We start from the raw sequence: 22930 nt of genomic DNA, 5'->3' as shown, positions 1-22930 counted from the left end.
ATTGCCTTCCGTTTCACGGTCGCCGGATCAGGCGGCCTTGCGGGGGTCGCAGCCTTCGGCCTTCAGCACACGTCTGGTGGAGGCTGGATATTTGTTCAGCAGCGCTGCCGGACGGATCGGGCGGACCGAGAAGTTGCCGCCGCAATTCGGACAGGCGCCGCCGAGCACGTTTTGTGCGCAGTCGGCGCAAAAGGTGCATTCGAAGGTGCAGATCACCGCATCCGTCGCATCAGGTGGCAGATCCTTGTCGCAGCATTCGCAGTTGGGGCGCAGCTCAAGCATTTTCCTCTCCTTGCGGTGTTATCTGATCGGCTCGTGCACGGTCACCAGCTTGGTACCGTCGGGAAACGTCGCCTCGACCTGCACATCGTGGATCATTTCGGCAATGCCCTCCATCACCTGGGCCCGGGTGACCACATGGGCGCCGGCCTCCATCAGCTCGGCGACCGGGCGGCCGTCGCGGGCACCCTCGACGACGAAATCGGTGATCAGCGCGATCGCTTCCGGGTGGTTGAGCTTGACGCCGCGTTCGAGCCGCTTGCGGGCCACGATCGCCGCCATGGCGATCAGCAGCTTGTCTTTCTCCCTCGGCGTTAGATTCATGCGTTTTCCTGCGGTGGTATAATCAAAATCAAAGTGACCATAATTTGGGCAGGCCCGCCCGTCCGTTGAGCAATTCGACAAGCGGCACCAGCCGCTTGCGGAGCTGGTAGCCGTCCTCGGCGAACAGCCTCGCAAGAAGCTTGCCAGATTTCCGTACACTCCAGAAACTCACGGCGCCCTGGCCGCCGACTATGCCCCGGGCCGGCTCGAGCAAAGCCTCTGCCCGCGGCGACACCATCAGCAGCGTCGCCACGGCGACGGCACCGCCGCCAACCGCCGGACGGTTCAAGGTGGCCGCAATGTCCGGCCCGATACGGAACTCCTCGGCATGGACTAGCTTCCCGTCCTGGCGGACGCGCCAGCGGTCGTGGAATTGGCCTTGCGAAGCCCGTTCACCCATGGCCAGGCGGCCGAAGACGGTAGCCTCCAGGATCAGCGCCTCGGCTCCAGCGGCAAGCTCCACGTCAAGCGTGCGGGCAAAGACCGAGCGGTCGAAGACGATGGTTTCCTGCGGCAGCCAGGCAATGTGGCCGCCTTCGCCGACGGTCAGCTGCACCCGCACTTCGGCACGGTCGGATGCGGCGCGGTAGATTTTCTCGCAGGCCTGCGTTGTTATGGTTGCGGAGGCGCCGGCACCGACATCGACCTCCCAGGCGAGACGGTCGCCACCGGTCAGCCCACCGGCGGTGTTGATCAGGACAGCTTCGAGCGGATCGGCCGAGACTGCCGGCATGCGGATCTTGGCCGAGCCGTCCTGGTACAGGCGCCGAAGACGCGTGCGGCCCCCCTTCCAGTCGCAGCCAAGCCGCGCGACGCCGGCAACACGCTGGGCCGGCGGCACTGAGGTCAAGCTATATGCGATCGTGTCCACGACACCAACGTTAAGCACTGCGGCGGCTTTGTCGATATATAGCTTGTTGCTTGACAGCGTTTCGGTTTCTATAGAGGGAGCCACCTTGGTACGGTCACCGGCGCCCGGCGGGGGTAAAGGGCGACGATGACGACGTAATCGAGGACAAAAGGGGCGCTGATCAGTTGGCGTCGGGAAACGACAGAGTTGGGGAAGAAACCGAATGGCTGACCAGCTGGCAAACGATATCATCGCCAAGATCAAGGCTCACGCCGAGCCGGGCGGCGAGGAAATCACCACCAGTACCGAACTGACTGCCCTTGGCATCCATTCGCTGGAACTGACGGAAATCATCTTCGATCTCGAGGAAGAGTATGGCATCGAAATCGAGATGAACACGGTCGATGCCTGGAGCAATCTGAAGAATGTCGGCGACATGGTCGAGGCGGTTCGCGCGCTGATCGCGAAAAAAGCCTGACTGAATGCACAAGCGCATCGTCATCACGGGCATCGGCGGATTATGTGGCCTCGGCACCAATGCACCGGCAATCTGGAATGAGATGCGCGCCGGCCGTTCGGCGATCGGCGCGATCGACAATCCGCTGTTGCATGATCTGAAGGTCAAGGTCGGCTGCGAAATCAAGGCGCTTCCGGAGCACGGCATCGACCGCAAGCAGGTCGTGTCGATGGACCGCTTCAGCCTTCTGGCGACGATCGCCGCGCGGGAGGCGGCACAGCAGGCGGGATTGAACCCGCACGCGGCCAACACCTACCGGATGGGCACCATCGTCGGCGTCGGCGTCTGCGGCTGGGAGGCAATCGAAGAGAACTATCGCGCCATCCTGCTCGAAGGCAAGAACCGCGCCGGCATCTTCACCGTACCGAAAGTAATGCCGGGCGCAGCCGCCGGCCACGTCAGCATGAATCTTGGTCTGCGCGGGCCGGTGTTCGGCATCACCTCTGCCTGCTCGTCATCCAACCACGCCATTGCCTCGGCGGTCGATCAGATCAGGCTCGGCCGGGCCGACGTCATGGTCGCCGGCGGCACCGATGCGCCGCTGGTCTGGGGCATCCTCAAGGGCTGGGAGGCCCTGCGGGTCCTGTCGCCGGACACCTGCCGGCCGTTTTCGGCCGACCGCCAAGGGCTTGTGCTCGGCGAAGGCGCCGGCATGGTGGTGCTGGAAACATATGAGCATGCCATGGCGCGCGGCGCGGCCATCCTTGCCGAAATCGCCGGCGTCGGCCTTTCCGCCGACGCCTCCGACATCGTCGCGCCAACCATCGAAGGGCCCGAGGCGGCGATGCGCTTCTGCCTCGTCGATGCCGGGCTCAATCCGGAGGACGTCGACTATCTCAACGCGCATGGCACCGGCACCAAGGCCAACGATCAGATCGAGACGGCGGCGATCAAGCGTGTCTTCGGCGGCCATGCCTACAAGCTTTCGGTGTCCTCGACCAAATCGATGCATGCCCACTGTCTCGGCGCGTCCGGCGCGCTGGAAATGATCGCCTGCGTGATGGCAATCCGCGAAGGCATCGTGCCGCCGACCGCCAATTATCGGGAAGCCGACGCCGACTGCGATCTCGACATCACGCCGAACGTGGCGCGCGAGCGCGCGGTGCGCACCGCGATCAGCAACAGCTTCGCCTTCGGCGGCACCAATGCGGTGCTGGCGGTCAAGGCCGTGTAACCGCATACCTTGCGGCCCTTCACCGGGGCCGGTGAAACTTTCCATGCGCATATTGATCGCGCCAGGCGTCGCGCCTAACTCTCTGCGGCCCGCCATGACTGCGCCGTTCGGAGCGCGCCGACCAGGAGTTTTCGATGACCGATCTGTCCGCGTTTCCGATCGCCAGGCGCTGGCCGGCAATCCACCCCGACCGCATCCAGCTCTATTCGTTTCCGACGCCGAACGGGGTGAAGATATCGATCGCGCTGGAGGAACTTGGCCTGCCGTACGAGCCGCATGCCGTCGACATCGGCAAGAACGAGAGCTGGACCCCGGAATTCCTGTCTTTGAACCCCAACGGCAAGATACCGGCGATGATCGATCCGGACGGCCCGGGCGGCAAGCCGATCGGCCTGTTCGAATCCGGCGCCATCCTGCTCTACCTCAGCGACAAGACCGGCAAGCTGGTTCCGGCAGACGCAACGCTGCGTTACGAGACGATCCAGTGGGTGTTCTTTCAGATGGCTTCGATCGGGCCGATGTTCGGCCAGGTCGGGTTCTTCCACAAATTCGCCGGCCGCGAAATCGCCGACAAGCGCCCGCTGGAACGTTATCGCGACGAGTCGCGGAGGCTGATCGGCGTCCTCGAAACGAGGCTCAAGGGCCGCAGCTGGATCATGGGCGACGACTACACCATCGCCGACATTTCGATGCTTGGATGGGTGCGCAACCTGATCGGCTTTTACGAGGCACGGGAACTCGTCGGTTTCGACGACTTCCCCAGCGTGGGCGCATGGCTGGAGCGTGGCCTCGCCCGGCCGGCGGTACAGAGGGGCCTCACCATTCCGGCCAGAGCCTGATCGAAAGCCTGACTGGACCGGCTATTTTGCCTTGGTACGGCGTTTCGAGCTCTTGCCGACTACGGAAGCGGCAAGCGAGGCCGCACCTTTGGCGGTCGCAAGCACGGCACCAGCGGCGACGTTGGCCGTTGCTTTAACAGTGCGCATTGCGCTGCCTGCGATCGATCCTCTGCTGCTTGCCGGCTTTTTAGGGCTGGCGGCTTTGGGAGCTGCGGCCTTGCTCGCAGCAGGCATCACCTTTTTCGGCGCTGCCTTGCCAAAGCTGGGCTTTGCCGCCTCCTTGGAACGCGCCGCCGCTGCCGGGCCGGCGCCGGTTTTCGCTCGAGTGGCTTTTGATCGTGTTGCCCTGCCCTTGGCGGGCGCAGGCTTTCTTGCCATGGTTTCCATCGAACTGTTCCCTCATACGGCACGATTGCCGTGTCCCGGGATAACGGCCTGAAAGTGTTAAGGTTCCGGCCGAACAGTCCTTACAGATCAGGCCTGTTCGCCGACCACCAGGTCGGCGGGTCGCCGACGGGCAAGCACCCGATCGATGTTCGGCATGTCGTTGGAAGCGATCCAGGCGCGCGCGTCCTCGTCGGACCGGCCGTGCTCGTGCCATCGCTCCAGCAGCCGGCGCTCGAGCTCGGCGCGCGGCACATCGACGAAGATCGAGAAGTCGAACAGCGGCGCCAGCCGCGTCCATGGCTCTTCGTCGAGCAGCAGATAATTGCCTTCGACCAGGATGAATTTGGTCTCGGCGGCGATGATCGCGGCGGCGGCGCGCGACAGCTCCATGCTGCGGTCGAAGACCGGGATTGCAATATCCGGCTCGCCGGCCCGGATGCGCTTGAGCAGCGTTTCGAAGCCGGCAAAATCAAAGGTTTCCGGGGCACCTTTTCGCGCGCGAAGGCCGCGCCGCTCGAGCACGACATCATCGTAGTGGAAGCCATCCATCGGCACGACTTCCGCCGTGCCTTCCGGCAGCAGGTCGTGCAAACCTGCCGACAATGTCGATTTGCCGGCGCCGGGCGGACCGGCAATGGCAACGATGAAGCGCGGTGCCTTGGCGGCGCGCTTGAATATGGTGGCGGCGAGATGAGCGATCTCTGACATTGGAGCCTTTCTGGCTGAGTGTTTTCGATCTTGGCGACAATTCGCGGGAATTTCAAACCCGGGATTAGTTTCCTCGCTCAGGGATTTTGACCGTCCGTTGGCAAATCGCAAAGCTTTGAGATTGCCCGAAACGATCGTCCCTGGGGCGGAGCAAGGAGCGAAGCGACGCAGCGCAGACCCCGGGATCCATGCCGTGACATCAGGGGCGCCTCAGCGGCGCAGAATTCTGTTCCGCCGCATTCCTCGACGACGGTCGCGGCATGGATCCCATGGTCTCCGCGACGTCGCTTCGCTCCTGCTCCGCCCTGGGATGACGAAGGTGGGGAGGCGAGCTCTCAAACTGGGACCGACCTGCCGATCCGCAGGAAATCGCTGTCGAAGCCGACGTCGCGCACGGCATCATCGGCCGCCAGGATGCGCATGCGGCCCGGCGAGGTCGTGACGTCGCGCGGCGGCTCGCCGGATGGCCATGGCAGTGCGCCGATGACATGGCGGAACGAAAAGCTGCGCCCTTCGGAAAGGGCAAAGGCGGTCGCCACGCCTTCGCGCTTCAGCCAGTTGTCGCCGAGCGAGGCGGCGTGGCCAACTGCGGTGCGGCCGTCCTCGATGCCGAGCACGCCGCGGTGGCGGCCGCTCCATGGCGCATAATCGCGCCCGCCATTGCTGACCCACAGCATGGTGACCGGCAGTTCGGCTGGGTTCTTCAGCACCAGCACGAGATCGGCTTCCGCCTGGCGCGCCAGCGCGGTCCAGCCCGGCCCGCCATGATCGGCCTCGACCAGCGTGACGAAATCCTCACGCTGCTGATCCATGCGATAGGTGGTCAGGTCGATCGTGCCGCCGTCGGCGGCGGGAAAGCGCGTCAGGTCGTCGGTTCGCGCCGGATAGGCGAGCAGAGAGCGGCCGCGAGCCAGATCGGGTTCCGGCGCTTCGTTCGGCGTTGCGGCAAGGCGCTTCGGCGAGAAGGCCAGCCTGCCGCCGGCCGTCATCACCGTCATCGGATGGTGGGCGACGGGAATGGCGCCGGCACCATCGGAAAAGACGTGCTCCTGATAGAGAAAAGGATGGTCGTCGCGCAAGGTCAGGATCTTGTCGACGGTTGCGCCCATGACCAGGCGCTGGAGGCGGAAGACGGCGCGCCAGCCATCGGCCGTTGCTGCGTTGTCGACCACATCCCAGTGACTATTGGCCGGCCAGCCATGCAAAGGTGCCGCTTCGACGTCGCTGACCGAGAACGGCGCGCACAGGAAATCGCCCGACAGGTGGACCGTCCCTTCAGGCAGGTCTTTCGGCAGCGTCTCGCGCGGCTCGCCGACCCAGGGCGCGCGATGCAGCGGCTTCAGCCGGCGGCCATCGATATCGATCGCCATGTCGGCGAGATGGCCGACGGCAAGATCGACCGATACCGAAATGCCTTTTGCCGTGATCGTGACCGTATCCATGTGCACCTACCGATTCTGCCGGCGCCAGCAAAGCCCACTCGCCGCCGGTTGCGCAAGCGGTGCGGCCGGCAATTCCCATCACACGGCGGCGGCATAGCCGCCACGTCGGCCTGTGGACAGGGCACCAATCCAGGCCCAGACCGATATTAACCAAATGGACTGTGCCTTTGCGTTAAGATAGCTTCGCCTCGTCTCAGAAACAGCCTGCCTTCGGAACTGACTTGTCCGCCTTCCGGTTCTTTTCGTTCATCCACAAATGCGTCGCTGTGCTGGCGCTGCTGCTGTTTGTCGCCGGCTGCACGACTGTCACGCCTCCCGACAGCGTGCTGGCGGTGCCGGCGCCGCCGCAGAAATATGCCGCCATGGTCATCGATGCCGGCACCGGCAAGACGCTGTTCGAGGTCAATTCGACGGCGCCGCGTTATCCGGCGTCACTGACCAAGATGATGACGCTCTACCTTCTGTTCGAGGCGCTGGAGCAGGGCCGCATCAGCAAGGAGACACAAATCCCGGTGTCGGACAACGCCGCCCGGCAGCCGCCGACCAAGCTGCGGTTCAGGCGCGGCGAGACCATCGACGTCGATTCGGCGATCCGCGCCATCGTCGTCAAATCGGCCAATGATGTGGCGGTCGCCGTCGCCGAATATCTCGGCGGCAGCGAACAGGCGTTCGCCGGCATGATGACCGCCAAGGCGCGCCAGATCGGCATGAGCAGCACCGTGTTCCGCAATGCTTCGGGCCTGCCGGACGGCGACCAGCACACCAGCGCGCGCGACATGGCGGTGCTCGGCATGGCGCTGCACGCCCGCTTCCCGCAGCATTTCCACTATTTCTCCGAAAGCGACTTCATGTTCCGCGGCAGGCTGGTGCGCGGCCACAACGACATGCTCGGCCGGGTGCGCGGCGTCGACGGCATCAAGACCGGCTACATCAGGGCTTCGGGCTTCAACATCGTTACCTCCTATAATGCGGACGGGCACCGGCTGATCATCGTGGTGATGGGCGCCGACAGCGCGCGCCAGCGCAACGACCACGTCGAGGCGCTGATCCAGCGCAGCCTGTTGCCGACCTCCGAGGCAAAGACGCGGCTGCTGTATGCCGAGGAGCAGTGACGGTTGAAGTCCGGGTGTTGACCGTGTGCGGGTTCAGGCGACAAACGCAGAACCGCCGTTTTGCGCGATACTGCTGAGATATTTTGCCGGCGGCTTGCCAAGCGCTTTCTTGAACATAGTGATGAAGGCGGTGACCGATTCATAGCCGAGATCGGCCGAAACCTGCTGCACGCTGGCGCCGGAGGCCAGCTCGCGCAATGCGACGATCAGGTGCAATTGCTGGCGCCAGCGCCCGAAGGTCAGCCCTGTCTCCTTGACCACGAGACGGGCGAGACTGCTTTCGCTGAGGGCGACGCGACTGGCCCATTCCGCCAGGGTGCTGCGGTCGGCAGCATCTTGCGCCAGTGCCGCGGCGATGCGCCTCAAGCGCGGCTCGGACGAGATCGGCAAATGTAGCTGCTGGACAGGCATGCGCGGCAGGTCGGTGAGCAGAACCCTGGTCAGGAGCTCGCCCCTCCCATCATCGTCCTCACCGCGATCCGCCAGCTCGATGATGAGCTCGCGCAGCAACGGCGAGATCGACAGCGTGCAGCACCGGTCCGGCAGGTCGGCAGCTTCCGGCTCGATATAGACGAAGAAAATCCGGGCATTGGCGGTCGCGATATTGCTGTGCTCCATGTCGCCCGGAATCCACACCGCGCAATGCGGCGGCACCATCCACAGCCCGCTGGGGACGCGACATGTGACGCCACCTCCGAGCGCGAAGACAAGTTGGCCTTTGCGGTGGCGGTGGTCGGGCACCTCCGCCCTGGTCTCGGTGACGTCAACGCGCACGGCGATTGCCGGCGCGAGGACATCATCCGGATCGAAAGGCCAGGGGTAGCGGAGAGGCTGTCTCATATTGACTGATCTTAGCGATGATATGCCAAGATATCTAAATTACTCGAACAGGAAAGTCGCTAGCTTAGGCCTCCAGATGAGTAACTCAGGAGCCGGCAGGGGGCTTCCAGTCCCCTGCTTGCGTTCTGAACGTCGGACCAACAAGCCCGCACGAAAACAGGCTGGCGTCCGCCAGGCAGCAGGAAGGTACGAACCATGCTCGGCTTAATCACATCTCTCGATAGCGCCACCGGGTTGAGGCTCGCCGAACTTGGCGAGCCCGAGCCCGCCCCGCACGAGGCGCTGGTCTCGGTCCGGGCAGTCTCGCTGAACCGCGGCGAACTGCGCCTGCTCAACATCCGCCCGAACGGCTGGGTACCTGGCCAAGACGTCGCCGGGGTCGTCGAGCGTGCTGCGGCCGACGGCTCCGGGCCAGCCGTCGGCGCCCGGGTTGCGGCTTTGGTCGACGAGGCCGGGTGGGCCGAAAATGTCGCCGTTCCAACCGACCACCTCGCCGTCCTGCCGGACGACGTCAGTTTCGGCGCCGCCGCCACCGTTCCGGTCGCGGGCACGACCGCGCTGCGAACCCTGCGCCTCGGCGGCGACCTGGCCGGCCAGCGGGTCCTGATTACCGGCGCAAGCGGTGCGGTCGGCCGTTTCCAGATCCAGATCGCCCGCCAGCAGGGCGCGTCGGTGGTCGCGGTCGCCGCCGCCCGGCATGCCGAAGATCTCCGCAGCCTCGGAGCCGAGCAGGTCGTCGAAACGATCGAGCTCGCCGACGGACTGTTCTCGCTGATTGCCGAATCGGTCGGCGGCGATAGCCTCGCCCATGCGATCGAACGGGTCGCGCCCGGCGGGACCGTCGTCATGTTCGGCTCGAGCAGCGGCGAACTCACGCCGATCGGCTTCCGCCAGTTCGTTCCGGGCCACGAAGGCGCGCGGCTGCAGACCTTCGCCTACTACGCTTCCGGTCCGGAGGTAGGCGCCGACATCGCCTCGCTGCTCGCGCTGATCGCAGCCGGCCGGCTCGAAACGCGCGTGGTCCTGACCGTGCCATGGCGGGACGTCGGCCAGGCCCTCGACGCGCTGCGGCAACGCAGCATCAGCGGCAAGGCAGTGCTTACCATGACCGGATGAGCAGGCGCGGCCCGCCGGGACGGTGTCTATACCAAGCCTGCTACGGCAACTTAAGCCCGCCCGCGATTGCCCGTTGAAGCCGGCGCCTGCTTCCGCTAAGAAGCCGTGGCTGGCCGGTTCACCGGCTGGTTCGTTTTTGGGATCACCGATCCTGAAAGCACCCGTAGCTCAGCTGGATAGAGCGCTGCCCTCCGAAGGCAGAGGTCACAGGTTCGAATCCTGTCGGGTGCGCCAACTCTCAAAATGTACGGCCCGGACACATAGGTTGCGGTTTATACCGGAGACATGGTGGACTGCACCCCCTTGGGTGAGACACCAATTAGGGACAGTTCCCCAGATTTTGGATTGCGCACGGCCTCATAACGCAACGGTTAAGTAGGCGACCGCGGGAAGTCCGCGGGGTTCCCAAGCCTGTGTAAAAACGCCGGGCCTGGCTCCAATCAGACCCGTGGATCGTATACTGTGACGAGACGTCGGGACCGAGGATCAGCGGATATGGACGAGGAGGGCTTGGCCGAGATCTCAGCCCGATATATTCGCTTCGCCGATACGGAAGCTCGCGGTCGCTCGCCGCTCTACGAGGAGTTGGCTCGGGCAGTCGCTGGGGATCGGGAGGCGCTCGGTTTCCTGTCGACCCTTCCGGACCTAAAGCGGCAACCGAACCTTCTACTTGCCGTGGTGCGTCACCTGTTCGCCACGCCGACAGGGTGGACCGAGTTTCGCCAGGCGCTTCAGGCTAATCCCGACGCTATCCGCTCGCTCATGCTCGAGCGCTCAACGCAAACCAACGAGCCGGGAAGATGCGCCACCCTGCTCCCCGTGCTCGCGCGTTTGCCGCAGCCGCTGGCCCTCATCGAGGTCGGGACCTCCGCAGGGCTCTGCCTCATGCCCGATCTCTATGGCTATGACTACGGACGCAAGGTGATCCGCGCACCCGCGATGGCCTTGGAGCCGCCTGTCTTCCGCTGCCTCGCCAGCGAAACAACGCCATTGCCGACGGCCTTGCCACAAGTCGTCTGGCGGGCGGGATTGGACCTGAGCCCGATAGATGCTTCGGACGACACGCAAATCGCATGGCTTGAGACGCTGGTCTGGCCGGAACAGACAGCACGGCTCGCCAATCTGCGGGCGGCCCTGAAGATCGCTGCCACAGTCAAGCCTCGGCTGGTGAAGGGCGACCTGCGCGGGAGCGACCTCGTGCAACTCTGCAACGAAGCGCCAAACGACGCTACACTCGTCATCTTTCACACAGCCGTCCTCGACTATGTCTCCGACCCTGGTGACAGAGAAGCTTTTGCCCAACAGGCGATGCGTCTCTCGCCTTATTGGGTATCGAACGAGTTCCCTCGCGTCTTCCCGTCCATCGCCACACGCGCCGGAACAAGTTGGCCGCCCGGCCGCTTCCTCCTGTCTGCGAACGGCTCCCCTGTAGCTTGGACCGACCCGCATGGCGCCTCGCTCGAATGGATCGCGGACGCGGCGTAGGCTATAGGTGGTGGATTGCCGTCCCTTGGCCAGAGGCGCCATCAGTTCTCAGCTTCATCTATGCGCGTTTCGACTGCTCGCGTCTCGAATTCATTGGAAGCGACCTCTCCGACTTGCCTTGTCGCCGCCTCTACCGGACGGCTGAGAGCGAGAACGGCGCGCTGAGGCGTACGAAGACCGCTCCACAGTCGGGAACCACAGCTGTCGGCAAGCCGTTTACGCTGCAAACCCGCCTGGCGATCCTCAGAGGCCGGGCCGAGTTGTCCGAGATCCACAAATTGGGGATTGATCATGACAAGCGCTGCCGACCGCGATCCGCGCCATCACACGCAGAAAATGCAGAAAAAGTTGGAGGAGGTGAAGCAGCACCTTCGCGAGGACATCGAGAAGGTCGATGAGCCGCAGCTGAAGGCGATGTTCGAGACGTCCGCCGAGGTGATCGGCGGCCTCCAGAAGGCGTTCCAGGACTATGAACAGAAGAATGAACCCGCCTGGCGTTGAACGACTTCTTCGCCGGTAGGTTTCGAAGGGAGCGCCGCCGTGCCTGCACCACCTGAAATGGATGTCGTCCTCGAACAGCTGCCGTTGAGGATCGGCGCCTATGTCCCCGACGATCTGCTGGAGGACTGGTTTGCGCCGGGAACCGGCATGAACCCGGTCAGCAAGGAGGCGCTTGCCGCCGCCAAGAACTACGGCTGGCGCTTCGAATGCGACTTCAAGCACTATCCCGAGCGCAAAGAGGGCGTGTTCTGGAAGTGGGTGCCGGCGATCTGACCGGCGCTGGAACGGTTCATCGTTCCGCGGAAACGCAGAACTGGTCCATTTTTGTGTTTTGACGCAATTCCGCACGAAAACCCGTTTCAAACTTTCCTGGAATTGCTCAGCCTCCGCCGATCGGTGTCGTCACCTTGCCGGTTCCGCCGCATTCGGGGCAGGTGCGGCCGTCGATCATGCCTGACCCCGCACAGCGGCGGCAGATATTCTCGCCAGCGCCTGGAGTGCCTGCGGGGACTTCGTCCGCGTTGGTCTGACCGGCTTGCCGGGGCTTGCCCTGCAGCTTGTTTCTCAGCCGGGCGACCCAGCCTTCGTCGACCTCGAGCGGCCTGCTGCTGTCGTCCGGCAGGCCTTCGCCGGATTGGCCGATGGTTTCATTGCGCGGCCGGTCGTTCGCGCCTGTCGTGATCTTCTGAGCCATTGCAGTTGCCTTTACGCCTTGCAATTTTCGAACGCCTCAGCTGCGCAGAGGTTCCGGTTGCGGCCGGCAGCCTTTCAGCCGGGTTTTGTCCGAGCCGTCCTTCGGCCTCGGCTGGCAAGGATGGTGGTCAGCGTGACCGGACGAAAATCCCAGCTGTCGACGCCGACGTCATATTGACGCGTGACCGGGATGAGCCTGCCGTGCGAATGGCCATGCAGGTCGATCGATTTCCGGCCGATCTGGTTCCAGGTGCGAAAAGGGTAGTGGCAAAGGATCAGCAGGCTGCCGTGGTGCGTCAGCTCCTTGTAGTGCTGCGTGCTCGCCCAACCCGTGGCCTCGATGGTGGCCGCAGCATCGTTGTTGCCGATGACCAGATGCTTGCTGCCATGAAGAGACGACAGCAGCGACGACACGAACGCGGCCGATCCCCTGGCAAAATCGCCGAGATGCCAGACCTCGTCGTCCGGCCCGACAGTCTCGTTCCAGAACGCAACGAGCGCCCGGTCATGTTCCGCCAGCGAGCCGAACGGGCGGCGGTCGATGCGCAGGATGCGCGGGTCGCTGAAATGCGTGTCGGCGGTGAAGTAGATCATGCGCTGGAGCCTGTTTCGACCTGCCGATCTGGGCGCGTGGCGCACCAAGTCCATCTCGCTCTCCCCGATGCTTGCTCAACCCGCTCGATCGCCGGTTGTTCCTGTAGGCAGGCAAGCGGTTTCCGCTCGCCGGAACTTTGAAATGAGACGCAGGTTAGGATGCTTGAAGCCGATGCTCTGAAAGGACCTCGACGATGACCGACGCAGCACCTCTTGGGCGGAGCCCGGCTCAGGCGCGGGGCGATATCGACGCCGGGCGCGCGGGGGACAAGACACCGGGCATCGATCCGGCTGCGGCTCCCATGGAAACGGACGCGGAATCCGCCGGTACCGCTTCCGCAGATGATCCGTCTCCACGCCATGAAACGCCGGAGTTCACCAACCAGGCGAGCTATGCCAATGCGATGCGCCCGCTGAGGGACGAGCCCGCCGTCCAACCGCGCAGATACGGGCCGGTCCTGGTGATTGCCGCCATCGTCGTGCTGGCCGCGGCGGTTTTCATCGGCGCAGCCATTCTGCGCTGAATACCTTTATCCGTGAGCTGTGGCTGGACATTTTGTGTCCGGTCCGGGAACTTGCCGACGCGCCAGGTTCAGGCGTGAACGAGTCTGCTGCACAGTGACCACGACCCATCAATTCTTTGCCCGTGACGCCACCATCGTGGCGCGCGACATCATTGGCGCCTCGCTGCTTCTGCACGGCGTTGGCGGCATCATCGTCGAGACCGAGGCGTATCGCCCGGATGACCCGGCTTCGCATGCTTTCGGTGGCAGGACGGTGCGCAACGGCGCCATGTTCGGCGCCCCGGGCAGCGCCTATGTCTATCGCTCCTATGGCCTGCATTGGTGCCTCAATGCCGTGTGCCTGCCCGGCAGTGCCGTGCTTATCCGCGCAATCGAACCGCAATCCGGGCTGGATGTGATGCGGGCCAATCGCCGCGTTGACGATCCCCGGCTGCTTTGTTCGGGACCGGGTCGCCTTTGCCAGGCGCTGGCAATCGACAAATCCCATGACGGGCTGCCGCTGGACTTGCCGCCATTCGACTTCAGACAGCCGGGCGACGCCAGCGTCGTTCTTACAGGCCGCCGGATCGGCATTTCCAAGGCTGTCGATGCGGAGTGGCGGTTCGGCCTGCGCGGCTCGGATTATTTGAGTCGCAAATTCTGACGCTGCGGCAGCGGCAGAGCAGCTGCCTGGCATCACTCGTCGGGTTTGCCGAGATGCATAGGCGTTCTCTGTTGGCGGGCTTCGCTGGTCACCTCGTCGGCTCCGGCAGGTGAAATCCCTCGCAACGCCTTCGCGGCTTCGATCAGGCGCCCGCGATCATTGCCGAAGCTCTTGATCAGCTGGCGGACCTGGTCGGCGGTGATGCCGTTCAGTTGGGCAAAATACTCGACCTCACGGTCGTCTTCCGCAGCAACGCGATCGCGGTCGCGGAAATCTCGCTTGCTCTTATCGTCAGCCATTTTTTCCTCCTGGTGGAGCTTCGCATCAATGGCAACGTGGGCAAGCGGGTTTCGTTGCCGCGACCAGGCGGACTTTTGCGCCATCGTGGCGACTGACCAGGAACCATGAGGCGAGCAGCCGGTTTGGCTTGGATGCAGCAGCCCCCAATTCATACCGATGGAGATTACGATGACGCTCGCAAGCAAAACCACTGTAATTGCAGCGGCGCTGGCCATGTTGGCCGCGCCGGCATTCGGCCAGACGAGCCCGCCCGCAGCGCCGGCACCGGCACCGGGGAATGTGAACGGGCAGGACGCCATGCGCGACATGATGCGCCAGATGATGACCGAGATGCTGGAAGAGAGAATGCAGGAAGATCGCGCGCCCCGGGGAGAACGGCGAGGTCACTGGCATCGCGACTACAGGATGGGCCCGCCTCACAGAGATTGGGAGATGGGAGGGCGCGGCGGCGGGATGCATGGCGCGAGGATGCGAATGATGTTCGCCATAGTAGATGCGGACGGCGATGGCGCGCTTTCTCAAAGCGAAGTCCAGGATTTCGTCGGGCGGATATTCAACGCCGTCGACGAGGACGGTGACGGCAGCGTCGACATGCAGGAAATCCGATCCTTCTTCCACGGAGCAGACGCCGAGGATCAGGAGTGAGTCCCCTACGGGTCGGCAGGAGGCCTGTCGGCCGGGGAGGATGAAAGCGCTGGCAACGGGATACCAGGCTGCCAGCCGGGGAGATGCGTTCCTTGGCTGGCCTTGCCCGAACGCCGCGGACCAATCAAACCAGCAGGAATTCGTTGGCCATGACAGAGAAAGCCACAGAGAAAACCCCGACCATCGCTCGTATCTGGCGCGGCAGAACCGTGCCTAAAAAGGCGGATGCCTATGAGAGTTACAATTACGAGGCCGGCATCAAGCCGCTGATCGAGAAGGCCCTGGGCGTGCAGACCTTTCGCGAGGACACGCCGACCCATTCGGAATTCGTGACGATCTCCTATTGGGAAAACGTCGAGGCGATGGCAGCGTTCACCGGCGGCGATCCGACGAAAATCCACCATCTCGAGCGGGATGAAGAGTTCCTGATCGAGCTGCCGTCGAGGGTGCAGGTGTTGCGCATCCGCTCCAGTCACGGCCGGCTGGGATAGGCCGGCGCCGCCGCATCGGGCTCGATCCGTGGCATCGCCGTCAAGTCGATCTCGGTAATATGCCGGCGGCCGAGATTTGCGGTCGATCCGGACAGCATCGTGTTAAGCCAGGCAGGCGACACCGGCGTCGAGCAGGCGACGCTCGACATTCCGCAGATCGTGCGGCGGCAGGATCAGTTAGTAGGTGATCTTCGGGTACCAGTCCGTCCCGCGGCCGTCCGGCGTCAGGTCCAGGACGTTCCACAGGACCATCAAGTCCGGCGGCGTGGTCGGGTCCTGGCCCGGATCGGCAGTCTCGAAACCCAGTTCGGCGCCCCAGAAATGCCGGATGGTTCCATCACGGCGGGTAAAGACGTTTTGAGCGGCGGTATCGGTCCCGTCATCCATGATGGCGTGGTAGTCCTGGCTGAACTTCCCGTTCACGTCGGCGTAGAGCGGCAAGTTCTTCCAGCCGCGCTCGACTTTGAAGGCGACCTGTCGCTCGATGGGCGAAAGGCCGACGACGGCCAGGGCGACACGCTGACGGATGTGGTCGGCGTTGCCATCCAGGCAGCTCAGAAGCGCCGTGCACATGGGGCAGGGTCGCGCGCGTTTGGGGCCGTACATCCAGTTGTAGACAAACAGCGTGTCCTTGTCGCCGAACAGCTCAGCGACGCCGACGGGATTGGCGCCGGCCACGCTGCTGGCTTCGCCCATGAACTGATAGTCGCCCTTCACCTCGCCGCCGGGCGGCAGGGCGCGGCGCTGCGCGGCGACGCGCGCGATATGCCGGCGAAGGTCGATTTCCTCGACCATCAGGGCCTCGCGGGCCTTGCGGTACTCGGCGGTCTCGTTCGGTTGGTGGGCGCCGTTCTTCCGAACCAGTGCTTCGGCGGGTTGCAGGGCGGAACCGTAGTCCATGACTTATCTCCCAGTTCAAACCTCTTAAACTGGCCAGCCGCCTTGGGGTTCCGCCTGGAATGACCACGGCCCGGAGACACGGGTTACCGTTTAGACCGGAGACATAGGTGACACTTTTGGCCCGAGGGGCCTTGGAGTGGCTCGAGCTTGCATGTCATCGTCGAAGTAGGTCGATCTCGGTAATATGCCAGCGGCCGAGATTTGCGGTGTAGAGCTTGTCGCCCTTGAAGGCGATGTTCGTGGGATGGGCGAGCGTCGTTGCGGCCGGATCCTCGATCAGCACCTCGAGCCCGCTATCCTGTCGCCAACGATAGATGCGGCTCGGCTCGTAGCACGAGATGAACAGCGACCCGTCCGGCGCCAAGGCGACGCCATCGGGGACGTTGTTCACGCCGTCCACGACGAGCTGGCGAGGCCCCGGCGCGCCGTCGGCAAGGATCGGCACATAGCTGACGCGGGCCGCATGGCTTTCCACCACATAAAGCCCATTGCCATTCGGCGCCATCGCCATGCCGTTGGCGAAGGCCATCGCCTCGCTACACCACAGGCCGCCTTCGCCGGTCTTCAAATCGTAGCGAAAAATGCCGGAGCGGTTGTCTTCGCCAACGCTGTCCGACACGTAGAGCCGGCCTCGTGCCTCGTCGACGATCGGATAGTTCGGCACGCGGATGCCGGACGCCGCGAAGCGCTGCATGTCGGCCGTCGCGGCATCCCAGCGAAAGATCGCCGAATGTCTCAGATCGCAGGCAAAACAGTTCCCCGCGCTATCGAAGGCGATGCCGAGCAGAAAGCCCTTCGTGCCGCCCATGCGTTCGACCGAGCTGCCATCCGCGGCCAGGCGCAGCAGGTCGCCGGTTTCGGTGCCGCACCAGATCGAGCCGTCGCGATGGATGGCCACGCCTTCCGGATGGGCGACGCGCGGGCTGGTGAAGATGCCATCGAAGAAGACCCTCGCGGCCGACATTTCGAGCAATGGCTTTGTCATGCGCCGCCCCCTCTTCAATCCGGTGCAGTATGCGACCGCTGTGCGGCAATGCAGCGCTCGACCATCAGCCGGTCGGCCGCCAGGATCTCGGCGATCAGCGCGCGGCGCTCCTTGGCGCTGACGAATTCGAGGCGCCGCAGGCCGAGCGGGTCGATGCGGTTTCGCAGGATGTCGAGCGTCTCGTTCGAGGGTAGCGCAACTTCGCGGCAATCGACATCGAATGTCAGGGCAAAGCCGGTGGCATCCTGGACCTGCTCGCGCGTCACGCCCGGCATGGTCTCGACGACGGCCAATTGCCGGCTCTCCCGGTCGAGCCGAAACACGCAAAGGTCGGTGAACACCAGTGCCGCGCCGGTCCGATAGCCCATCGGCTCGCGTTCGGCCTCAGTCAACAGTCCGCGCGCCGAGCTGGCGATCTCGACCGTCTCGACCAGCGACTGCACCGAATGGCGGGGGACGTAGAGCAGATAATCGCGATGCATGTTGGCGACATCGGCCATGCCGCCTTGCCCGGGCAGCCGGATAAGGCTGCCGTCGCGCTTGCGCAGCGCAATGGTGTTGACGCGCCCGCCTCGATCGACCTGCGCGGCACCGACGATCTCATGCGTCACCGCGCCGGCCTGGTAGTGGGTCGAATAGGTGTCATCGCCGCCGGCATGCGCCACCGCCGTCTCGCAATCGAGGCTTTCGATCAGCGACAGGATCATCGGGCTCGGCGCTATGTCGAGATGGCCGCAACTCATGGTAGCGATGATCATGTCCGGCGCAAGCGTCGCTTTGGCCAGCCGGTAGGCGACATTGGCGAGCGGCGACACTGCACCGGCACTGGCAAAGCTCTCATTGTCGAGCTCAGCGGCGATGCGGGCGACGACGATCTCGTCGATGGACGCCTTCTTTTCGCCGTGCACGAGCGCAGGCATCGCGAGGACTGTTTCAGCGCGGACTTTCGCAGCGTCTTGAACCCGCTCCGGCACGTCTTCCGCAGGCATGCTCAGGCTGTCCGACAAGGGTATTTCCTTGGCCGCGAACGCCCCCGCCAACGCTTGATAATCCGTCACATAGAATGGCAGGCAAGAGGCGGGATAGGCGCCGCCTGGCGCCAGCGCGATCGCCGACACCTGGTTGCGGGTCAAAATGCTCTGCCGGCCATCATGCCGCAGCGCTCCGACCGGGACGATTTCCTCGACCGTGACCAGCACCTGGCGCGCCGCGCCGGCCATGGCGAAATCCAGCGCTCGTGGTCCGATGATCTGGACATTGCCGCTCTCGTCGGCTCGCTGGGCATGGACGACGAACGTATCGAGCCGCAAGGCCGGGATGATCCCGGTCGTGATTCCCGCGATCGGATCGGACACGGCGATCGCGCCGGGCACGCGCGCCAGCATGTCCGAACCCTGCGGAAGCTGAAACGGCATCGACGGCAGGTTCTGCTGCGCCGCCCGCAACGCCTGGATCATGGCCAGCGCCGTCCAGTCGCGGATCGGCACGGCATTGGTCTCGGCAGCCGCGCGGAAGCGCGGCGGCAAGCCAAAAATATCGAGGCTGGAAAAGCAGATATCGACCTCCGCCACGGCATTCGCTTCGAGAAGCAGTTCGAGCGGCAGGCCGCCGGCCCAGCAGACATAGCGAAGGTCCCTGACGCCCGAGCGGGCGATGGCCCGCAACAAGGCGATCGGCAGCCGGGCAAAATGATGACCACCGACACCGAAGACATCGCCGCCGCCGACCATCGCGGCCAAGCCCTCGACATCGGTGAAGCGTGGCCGGTTTTGCTTGACCAGGGACGTCATTTTGCAGCCTTGGCCCGTGCCGCGCTCTTTTCAGCAAATTCCTTGACGCGACGCTGGCCGATCTCGCTGCGGTAGAGGCCACCCAGGACATCGCGCTCGATGGCAAGGCCGCCGGCCAGATCGCCCGACACGGCATGCGCTGTCAGTGCTTTCAGCCCCTCGATCGCTGCGGCCGGTTCGGCGGCAATCATCTCGGCGAGTTCCAGCGCCCGCGGCATCAGCCTTTCGGCATCGACGATCTCGTTGACCAGACCGGCGCCGACGAACTCGGAAGCCGGCACGATGGCGCCGGTCATCAGCAAAAAATTGGCGCGGTTGCCGCCGAGCTTCTGGACGCTGCGCTGGGTGCCGCCGCCGCCGGGGACCAGCCCGAGCTTGATTTCGGGCAGGCCGAGCTTCGCGAACTGGTTGGCGATGACGATGTCGCAGCACAGCACCAGCTCCATGCCGCCGCCGAGCGCAAAGCCGTTGACCGCGGCGATGACCGGCTTGCGGTTGTTCTCGACCGCCGCATACATGCGCGTGCCCGCCATCTGGAAGGCGTCGAACTCGGCAGCTGTCTGGGCGGCGTATTCCTTGATGTCGGCGCCGGCCATGAAGCCGCGCCCCTCGCCGGTCACCACGATCGCGCCGATGCCGTCATCCTGCGACAGCGCCTCGAAAACCTCGGTGATCTCGCTTTGCATCAGCCGGTTCATGGCGTTGAGCTGATCGGCGCGCCGGAAGGTGACGACTGCGACGCGCCCGGATATTTCCAAGCTGAGTGTCTGGTTAACGCTCATCGTCAGGCAGCATCCACGGTCATGTCGCCGGACGCCTCAAGTGCTGCAATCTCGCCGCTGGAGAGGCCGAACTCGGCCAGTATCTCGCGGCCATGCTGGCCGACCAGCGGCGCCGGCCGCTCTATGGTGGCCGGCGTCTCGCTCATCTTGACCGCCGGTGCGACCACCCTGACCTTGCCGCCGCGCGGATGATCGTAGCTGGTGATCATGCCCAGGTGCTTGACCTGCGGGTCCTCGGCTGCGCGGCGGATGTCCTTCACCTCGGCACACCAGATGTCGGCTGCCAGCAGCCGCGCCAGCAGGTCCTGCGTGGCAAACTTCCTGGTTTCGGCGTTGACCTTGTCGAACACCTCGTCGCGCTTGTCGAACAGCGTCTTCAGATCGTCGTAGACAGCGAGCTGCGGCGCCTCCAGCACTTCATACAGCGTCTTGAACGGGCTCATGGCGATCGACACATAGCCGCCGTCCTTCGCTTCGTAGATACCGAACGGCGCCTGCATGCCGGGGTGGCCGATGCCGGAATTCGGGCGCACGAAATCCTCGCCGAGATTAAGCACGGCGACATATTCCTGATTGAGATGCGCCAGCATGCCGGCCAGCAGATTGACCTCGATCTTCTGGCCCTTGCCGGTCTTCTCGCGATAGTAGAGCGCCGACAGGATGCCATAGACCATGTTCATGGCGCCGATCTGGTCGGCCAGGCCGGCGCCGGCCGGAACAGGCGCCTGGTCGCCGCGGCCGGTGTTGGAAATCAGCCCGGACAGTCCCTGGATCAGCATGTCCTGGCCGGGGCGCTCGACATAGGGGCCTTCCTCGCCATAGCCGGAGCCCGAGCAATAGATAATGGCGGGATTGACCGCCCTGAAATCCTCGTAGCCATAGCCGAGCCTGGCGAGCACGCCAGGGCGGAAATTCTGCACCACCACATCCGCCTTCTTGGCCATATCCATGATGATGGCATGCACCTTGCGGCTTTTCAGATTGAGCGCGATGGAGCGCTTGTTGCGGTTCCATGCGAGGAAATTCGGGCTCTCGGAGCCGCCGACCCATTTGGCGAAGAAGGTCATGCCGCGGAACATGTCGCCGGCGCCGGCACGCTCGATCTTGATGATGTCGGCACCCATGTCGCCGAGCAGCTGTGTGGCGAACGGCCCTTGCAGCAGATGGCTGAAATCGAGAATGCGGACGCCTTCGAGGGCCTTGTTCATTTTTGTCTCGTTGGTTGTCAAAGCAGATCGGGTACGTAGCGGGGTGCTGCGGTGAGGCCGCCGTCGACGCGCAGGTCGGTGCCGGTGGTGAAACCGGCGGCGTCGGAGGCGAGATAGACGGCGGCTTCGGCCACTTCGGACGGTTTGCCGATGCGGCCGAGCGGATGCATCTTCACCCAGGCCTTGGCGAGATTGCCGCCGATCTGCTTGACCAATTTGTCGTTCATCGGCGTGTTGATGGTGCCGGGCGAGATCGAGTTGACGCGGATGTTGAGCGGGCCGAACTCGACCGCCATCTGGCGCGTCATCGCCATCACCGCACCCTTGGCGCCGGCATAGGCGGTCCAGCCGTCGAGCCCGATATGCCCTTGTGCCGAGGCCATGTTGATGATCGAGCCCGATTTCTGCGCGATCATATGCGGCAGCGCATATTTGCAGCCGCGGAAGACGCTGGTCAGGTTGACCGCGATCAGCCGGTGCCACTGCTCGTCGGTCATTTCGTGAACCGGCATGCCGCCGATGGCGATGGCGGCATTGTTGACGAGAATATCGAGATGGCCGGTCTTGGCGACGGCGCCGTCGATCAGGGCGGCGATGTCGGCCTCCTCCGCCACGTCGCAATGGATGTAGTCGGCGCGGTGGCCGGCGGCGCGCAGCTCGGCCGCGAATTGTTCACCCTTCTCGTCGGCGATGTCGCCGAGGAAGACGTGCGCGCCTTCCCTTGCCATCGCCTCGCTGATCGCATGGCCGATGCCGTCGGCGGCGCCGGTGACGATTGCGGTTTTCCCTTTGAGACGATCCATATCAGCCTCCAATGGCGCGCCGGCGCTTTGCTTCGTCGAAGGCGACGGCGGCAATGATGATCATGCCGGTGATGACCAGTTGCCACTCGGTCGGCAGGCCGAGACCACGCAGCCCGTTGGACAGGAACTGCAGGATCAGCACGCCGAGCGCCATGCCGGTCAGGCTGCCGATGCCGCCGGCAAGGCTCACGCCGCCGAGCACGGTGGCGGCGACGACCTGGAACTCGAAATTCAGCCCGGCCGTATGCTGCGCCGAGCCGACACGGGCGGCCAGAATGATGCCTGCGACCGTTGCCAGCAGCGCGCTGATGATGAAACAGATGAACTTGACGCGGCGCACATCGTAGCCTGCCAGCCGTGCCACTTCCGGATTGCCGCCGACGGCATAGATCTGCCGTCCAAACGGCCGGTGCTGCATCACGTAGGCGAAGACGACGAGCAGGACGATGGCGATAACCGCCGAATAGGGAATGACATTGAACAGGCGGCCGTCCGACAGCGCGATGAAGCTGTCGAGCGCGGCATCGTCGGGGATGGCGCGCTGGCCCGTATAGAGATAAACGCTGCCGCGCATGATAAACATCGTGCCCAGGGTCACGATGAGCGAGTTGATGCCGGCATAGGCCGTGAGATAGCCGTTCACAACGCCGATGATCAGCCCGAACAGCAGCGCACCACTGATGCCGAGCACAAGCGAGTTGGTGTCGTTCATGATGATGATCAGCGGCAGCGCGATCGTCGCCAGCAGCGAGCCGATCGAGATGTCGACCTCGCCGGAGATGAAGACGATGGCGCAGCCGATGCCGGCGGTCAGCGCCAGCGAAGCCTGACCGAGCACATTGGTGATGTTGCGCACCGAGAAGAAATTCTCGGCGGTGAAGGAAAAGAACGCGATCACCAGGATGAGGCAGAGGAGCAATGCCAATTCCTGCCGCGCGACGAGCCGCGCCAGCATGGACGGCCCAGCTTTCATGGTGTCGGTGCTTGCCAGGCTCATC

At 64.1% G+C, this 22930-nt stretch carries 31 protein-coding genes and 1 tRNA gene; 14 read left to right on the top strand and 18 right to left on the bottom strand.

Translation table 11 applies throughout. The annotated features are described in order from the left end of the window. Window positions 1–27: 27 nt before the first annotated feature. The 3 genes from NKH21_RS02485 to NKH21_RS02475 are packed head-to-tail and all read right to left on the bottom strand — an operon-like array spanning window position 28 to window position 1474. Window positions 28–282, bottom strand: a complete 255-nt coding sequence (locus NKH21_RS02485) for a DUF1272 domain-containing protein (protein WP_352663712.1) — start codon at window positions 280–282, stop codon at window positions 28–30. Between the two features lie 18 nt (window positions 283–300). Continuing rightward, window positions 301–603, bottom strand: a complete 303-nt coding sequence (locus tag NKH21_RS02480; RefSeq protein ID WP_023693076.1) for an urease subunit gamma — start codon at window positions 601–603, stop codon at window positions 301–303. 28 nt (window positions 604–631) lie between these two features. Beyond that, entirely contained in the window at window positions 632–1474 is an 843-nt protein-coding gene (locus tag NKH21_RS02475) for an urease accessory protein UreD (RefSeq protein WP_352663714.1), read from the bottom strand. A gap of 202 nt (window positions 1475–1676) precedes the next feature. On the opposite strand from NKH21_RS02475, the gene NKH21_RS02470 reads away from it, so the two are divergent. The 3 genes from NKH21_RS02470 to NKH21_RS02460 all read left to right on the top strand — a co-directional run bounded on the left by NKH21_RS02470 (window position 1677) and on the right by NKH21_RS02460 (window position 3983). Beyond that, window positions 1677–1931 (top strand): acyl carrier protein, encoded by a 255-nt coding sequence (locus NKH21_RS02470; RefSeq protein ID WP_023677013.1) that lies wholly within the window; start codon window positions 1677–1679, stop codon window positions 1929–1931. A gap of 4 nt (window positions 1932–1935) precedes the next feature. Next, on the top strand, window positions 1936–3144 hold the full coding sequence (locus NKH21_RS02465; RefSeq protein WP_352492188.1) for a beta-ketoacyl-[acyl-carrier-protein] synthase family protein: 1209 nt from the start codon (window positions 1936–1938) through the stop codon (window positions 3142–3144). A 134-nt stretch (window positions 3145–3278) separates the two neighbouring features. Beyond that, complete coding sequence (locus NKH21_RS02460) at window positions 3279–3983, top strand: glutathione S-transferase family protein (RefSeq protein ID WP_352862936.1); 705 nt, start codon at window positions 3279–3281, stop codon at window positions 3981–3983. Window positions 3984–4004: 21 nt separating this feature from the next. On the opposite strand, the gene NKH21_RS02455 is transcribed toward NKH21_RS02460, so the two are convergent. Next, window positions 4005–4130 carry a hypothetical protein gene (locus NKH21_RS02455; RefSeq protein WP_352862935.1) on the bottom strand — a complete coding sequence of 42 codons (126 nt, stop codon included), beginning with the start codon at window positions 4128–4130 and terminating at the stop codon, window positions 4005–4007. Here NKH21_RS02455 and NKH21_RS02450 point away from each other — a divergent pair. Beyond that, window positions 4123–4422: a hypothetical protein gene (locus NKH21_RS02450; protein ID WP_352663719.1), complete on the top strand. Its 300-nt coding sequence runs from the start codon at window positions 4123–4125 to the stop codon at window positions 4420–4422. The genes NKH21_RS02455 and NKH21_RS02450 overlap by 8 nt on opposite strands. Before the next feature lie 35 nt (window positions 4423–4457). Here NKH21_RS02450 and NKH21_RS02445 read toward each other — a convergent pair whose 3' ends face one another. Further along, a complete protein-coding gene (locus NKH21_RS02445; protein ID WP_352663721.1) occupies window positions 4458–5078 on the bottom strand; it encodes a nucleoside triphosphate hydrolase in 621 nt (206 codons plus the stop codon). A 335-nt stretch (window positions 5079–5413) separates the two neighbouring features. Continuing rightward, the gene (locus NKH21_RS02440; protein ID WP_352663723.1) at window positions 5414–6520 is read right to left on the bottom strand and encodes a hypothetical protein; all 1107 of its coding nucleotides are present in this window, start codon (window positions 6518–6520) and stop codon (window positions 5414–5416) included. Window positions 6521–6741: 221 nt separating this feature from the next. On the opposite strand from NKH21_RS02440, the gene NKH21_RS02435 reads away from it, so the two are divergent. Beyond that, window positions 6742–7632, top strand: a complete 891-nt coding sequence (locus NKH21_RS02435; RefSeq protein ID WP_352663725.1) for a D-alanyl-D-alanine carboxypeptidase family protein — start codon at window positions 6742–6744, stop codon at window positions 7630–7632. Between the two features lie 33 nt (window positions 7633–7665). On the opposite strand, the gene NKH21_RS02430 is transcribed toward NKH21_RS02435, so the two are convergent. Continuing rightward, window positions 7666–8472, bottom strand: a complete 807-nt coding sequence (locus NKH21_RS02430) for an AraC family transcriptional regulator (RefSeq protein ID WP_352663727.1) — start codon at window positions 8470–8472, stop codon at window positions 7666–7668. Window positions 8473–8667: 195 nt separating this feature from the next. Here NKH21_RS02430 and NKH21_RS02425 point away from each other — a divergent pair, with 195 nt between their 5' ends. The 5 genes from NKH21_RS02425 to NKH21_RS02405 all read left to right on the top strand — a co-directional run bounded on the left by NKH21_RS02425 (window position 8668) and on the right by NKH21_RS02405 (window position 11847). Beyond that, window positions 8668–9588, top strand: coding sequence for a zinc-binding dehydrogenase (locus NKH21_RS02425; RefSeq protein WP_352663729.1), 921 nt, complete (start codon window positions 8668–8670; stop codon window positions 9586–9588). Window positions 9589–9745: 157 nt separating this feature from the next. Next, window positions 9746–9822 (top strand) — tRNA-Arg (locus NKH21_RS02420). 261 nt (window positions 9823–10083) lie between these two features. Continuing rightward, window positions 10084–11073: a DUF2332 domain-containing protein gene (locus tag NKH21_RS02415; RefSeq protein WP_352862934.1), complete on the top strand. Its 990-nt coding sequence runs from the start codon at window positions 10084–10086 to the stop codon at window positions 11071–11073. 291 nt (window positions 11074–11364) lie between these two features. Next, the gene (locus NKH21_RS02410) at window positions 11365–11574 is read left to right on the top strand and encodes a hypothetical protein (RefSeq protein WP_352474763.1); all 210 of its coding nucleotides are present in this window, start codon (window positions 11365–11367) and stop codon (window positions 11572–11574) included. A 39-nt stretch (window positions 11575–11613) separates the two neighbouring features. Beyond that, the gene (locus NKH21_RS02405; RefSeq protein ID WP_352663733.1) at window positions 11614–11847 is read left to right on the top strand and encodes a hypothetical protein; all 234 of its coding nucleotides are present in this window, start codon (window positions 11614–11616) and stop codon (window positions 11845–11847) included. A gap of 106 nt (window positions 11848–11953) precedes the next feature. On the opposite strand, the gene NKH21_RS02400 is transcribed toward NKH21_RS02405, so the two are convergent. Further along, window positions 11954–12268 (bottom strand): hypothetical protein, encoded by a 315-nt coding sequence (locus tag NKH21_RS02400; protein ID WP_352663959.1) that lies wholly within the window; start codon window positions 12266–12268, stop codon window positions 11954–11956. A 74-nt stretch (window positions 12269–12342) separates the two neighbouring features. Beyond that, window positions 12343–12861, bottom strand: coding sequence for a metallophosphoesterase (locus NKH21_RS02395; protein WP_352663735.1), 519 nt, complete (start codon window positions 12859–12861; stop codon window positions 12343–12345). 194 nt (window positions 12862–13055) lie between these two features. On the opposite strand from NKH21_RS02395, the gene NKH21_RS02390 reads away from it, so the two are divergent. Beyond that, window positions 13056–13385 carry a hypothetical protein gene (locus NKH21_RS02390; RefSeq protein ID WP_352663737.1) on the top strand — a complete coding sequence of 110 codons (330 nt, stop codon included), beginning with the start codon at window positions 13056–13058 and terminating at the stop codon, window positions 13383–13385. Window positions 13386–13479: 94 nt separating this feature from the next. Continuing rightward, window positions 13480–14028, top strand: a complete 549-nt coding sequence (locus NKH21_RS02385; protein WP_352663739.1) for a DNA-3-methyladenine glycosylase — start codon at window positions 13480–13482, stop codon at window positions 14026–14028. Window positions 14029–14060: 32 nt separating this feature from the next. Here NKH21_RS02385 and NKH21_RS02380 read toward each other — a convergent pair whose 3' ends face one another. Next, window positions 14061–14411: a DUF3606 domain-containing protein gene (locus tag NKH21_RS02380; protein ID WP_352862933.1), complete on the bottom strand. Its 351-nt coding sequence runs from the start codon at window positions 14409–14411 to the stop codon at window positions 14061–14063. Window positions 14412–14496: 85 nt separating this feature from the next. Here NKH21_RS02380 and NKH21_RS02375 point away from each other — a divergent pair, with 85 nt between their 5' ends. Both NKH21_RS02375 and NKH21_RS02370 read left to right on the top strand, forming a co-directional pair. Beyond that, window positions 14497–14973: an EF-hand domain-containing protein gene (locus NKH21_RS02375; protein ID WP_352663743.1), complete on the top strand. Its 477-nt coding sequence runs from the start codon at window positions 14497–14499 to the stop codon at window positions 14971–14973. Window positions 14974–15122: 149 nt separating this feature from the next. Then, window positions 15123–15464, top strand: coding sequence for an antibiotic biosynthesis monooxygenase family protein (locus NKH21_RS02370; protein ID WP_352663745.1), 342 nt, complete (start codon window positions 15123–15125; stop codon window positions 15462–15464). Here the strand turns inward: NKH21_RS02370 and NKH21_RS02365 are convergent. From NKH21_RS02365 to NKH21_RS02330, 8 genes are all read right to left on the bottom strand, one after another. Then, on the bottom strand, window positions 15446–15613 hold the full coding sequence (locus NKH21_RS02365) for a hypothetical protein (protein ID WP_352663747.1): 168 nt from the start codon (window positions 15611–15613) through the stop codon (window positions 15446–15448). The two genes, NKH21_RS02370 and NKH21_RS02365, sit on opposite strands and share 19 nt — an antisense overlap. A gap of 28 nt (window positions 15614–15641) precedes the next feature. Further along, a complete protein-coding gene (locus NKH21_RS02360; protein ID WP_352663749.1) occupies window positions 15642–16364 on the bottom strand; it encodes a DUF899 family protein in 723 nt (240 codons plus the stop codon). Window positions 16365–16518: 154 nt separating this feature from the next. Next, window positions 16519–17349 carry an SMP-30/gluconolactonase/LRE family protein gene (locus NKH21_RS02355; RefSeq protein WP_352663751.1) on the bottom strand — a complete coding sequence of 277 codons (831 nt, stop codon included), beginning with the start codon at window positions 17347–17349 and terminating at the stop codon, window positions 16519–16521. A gap of 14 nt (window positions 17350–17363) precedes the next feature. Continuing rightward, window positions 17364–19139, bottom strand: coding sequence for a CoA-transferase (locus NKH21_RS02350; RefSeq protein WP_352663753.1), 1776 nt, complete (start codon window positions 19137–19139; stop codon window positions 17364–17366). Beyond that, on the bottom strand, window positions 19136–19921 hold the full coding sequence (locus NKH21_RS02345; protein WP_352663755.1) for an enoyl-CoA hydratase/isomerase family protein: 786 nt from the start codon (window positions 19919–19921) through the stop codon (window positions 19136–19138). The genes NKH21_RS02350 and NKH21_RS02345 overlap by 4 nt, the downstream gene beginning before the upstream one ends. A 2-nt stretch (window positions 19922–19923) precedes the next feature. Further along, the gene (locus NKH21_RS02340; protein ID WP_352517176.1) at window positions 19924–21129 is read right to left on the bottom strand and encodes a CaiB/BaiF CoA transferase family protein; all 1206 of its coding nucleotides are present in this window, start codon (window positions 21127–21129) and stop codon (window positions 19924–19926) included. A 17-nt stretch (window positions 21130–21146) separates the two neighbouring features. Further along, a complete protein-coding gene (locus NKH21_RS02335) occupies window positions 21147–21932 on the bottom strand; it encodes an SDR family NAD(P)-dependent oxidoreductase (RefSeq protein ID WP_352862932.1) in 786 nt (261 codons plus the stop codon). Window position 21933: 1 nt separating this feature from the next. After that, on the bottom strand, window positions 21934–22929 hold the full coding sequence (locus NKH21_RS02330) for an ABC transporter permease (protein ID WP_352862931.1): 996 nt from the start codon (window positions 22927–22929) through the stop codon (window positions 21934–21936). Window position 22930: the final 1 nt, after the last annotated feature.

Origin of the sequence: Mesorhizobium sp. M1329 (genome assembly GCF_040318035.1) — a bacterium.
Taxonomy (GTDB): Bacteria; Pseudomonadota; Alphaproteobacteria; order Rhizobiales; family Rhizobiaceae; genus Mesorhizobium.
The sequence above is the reverse complement of the archived record's forward strand: the minus strand, read 5'-3'. Positions and strand labels throughout refer to the sequence as shown.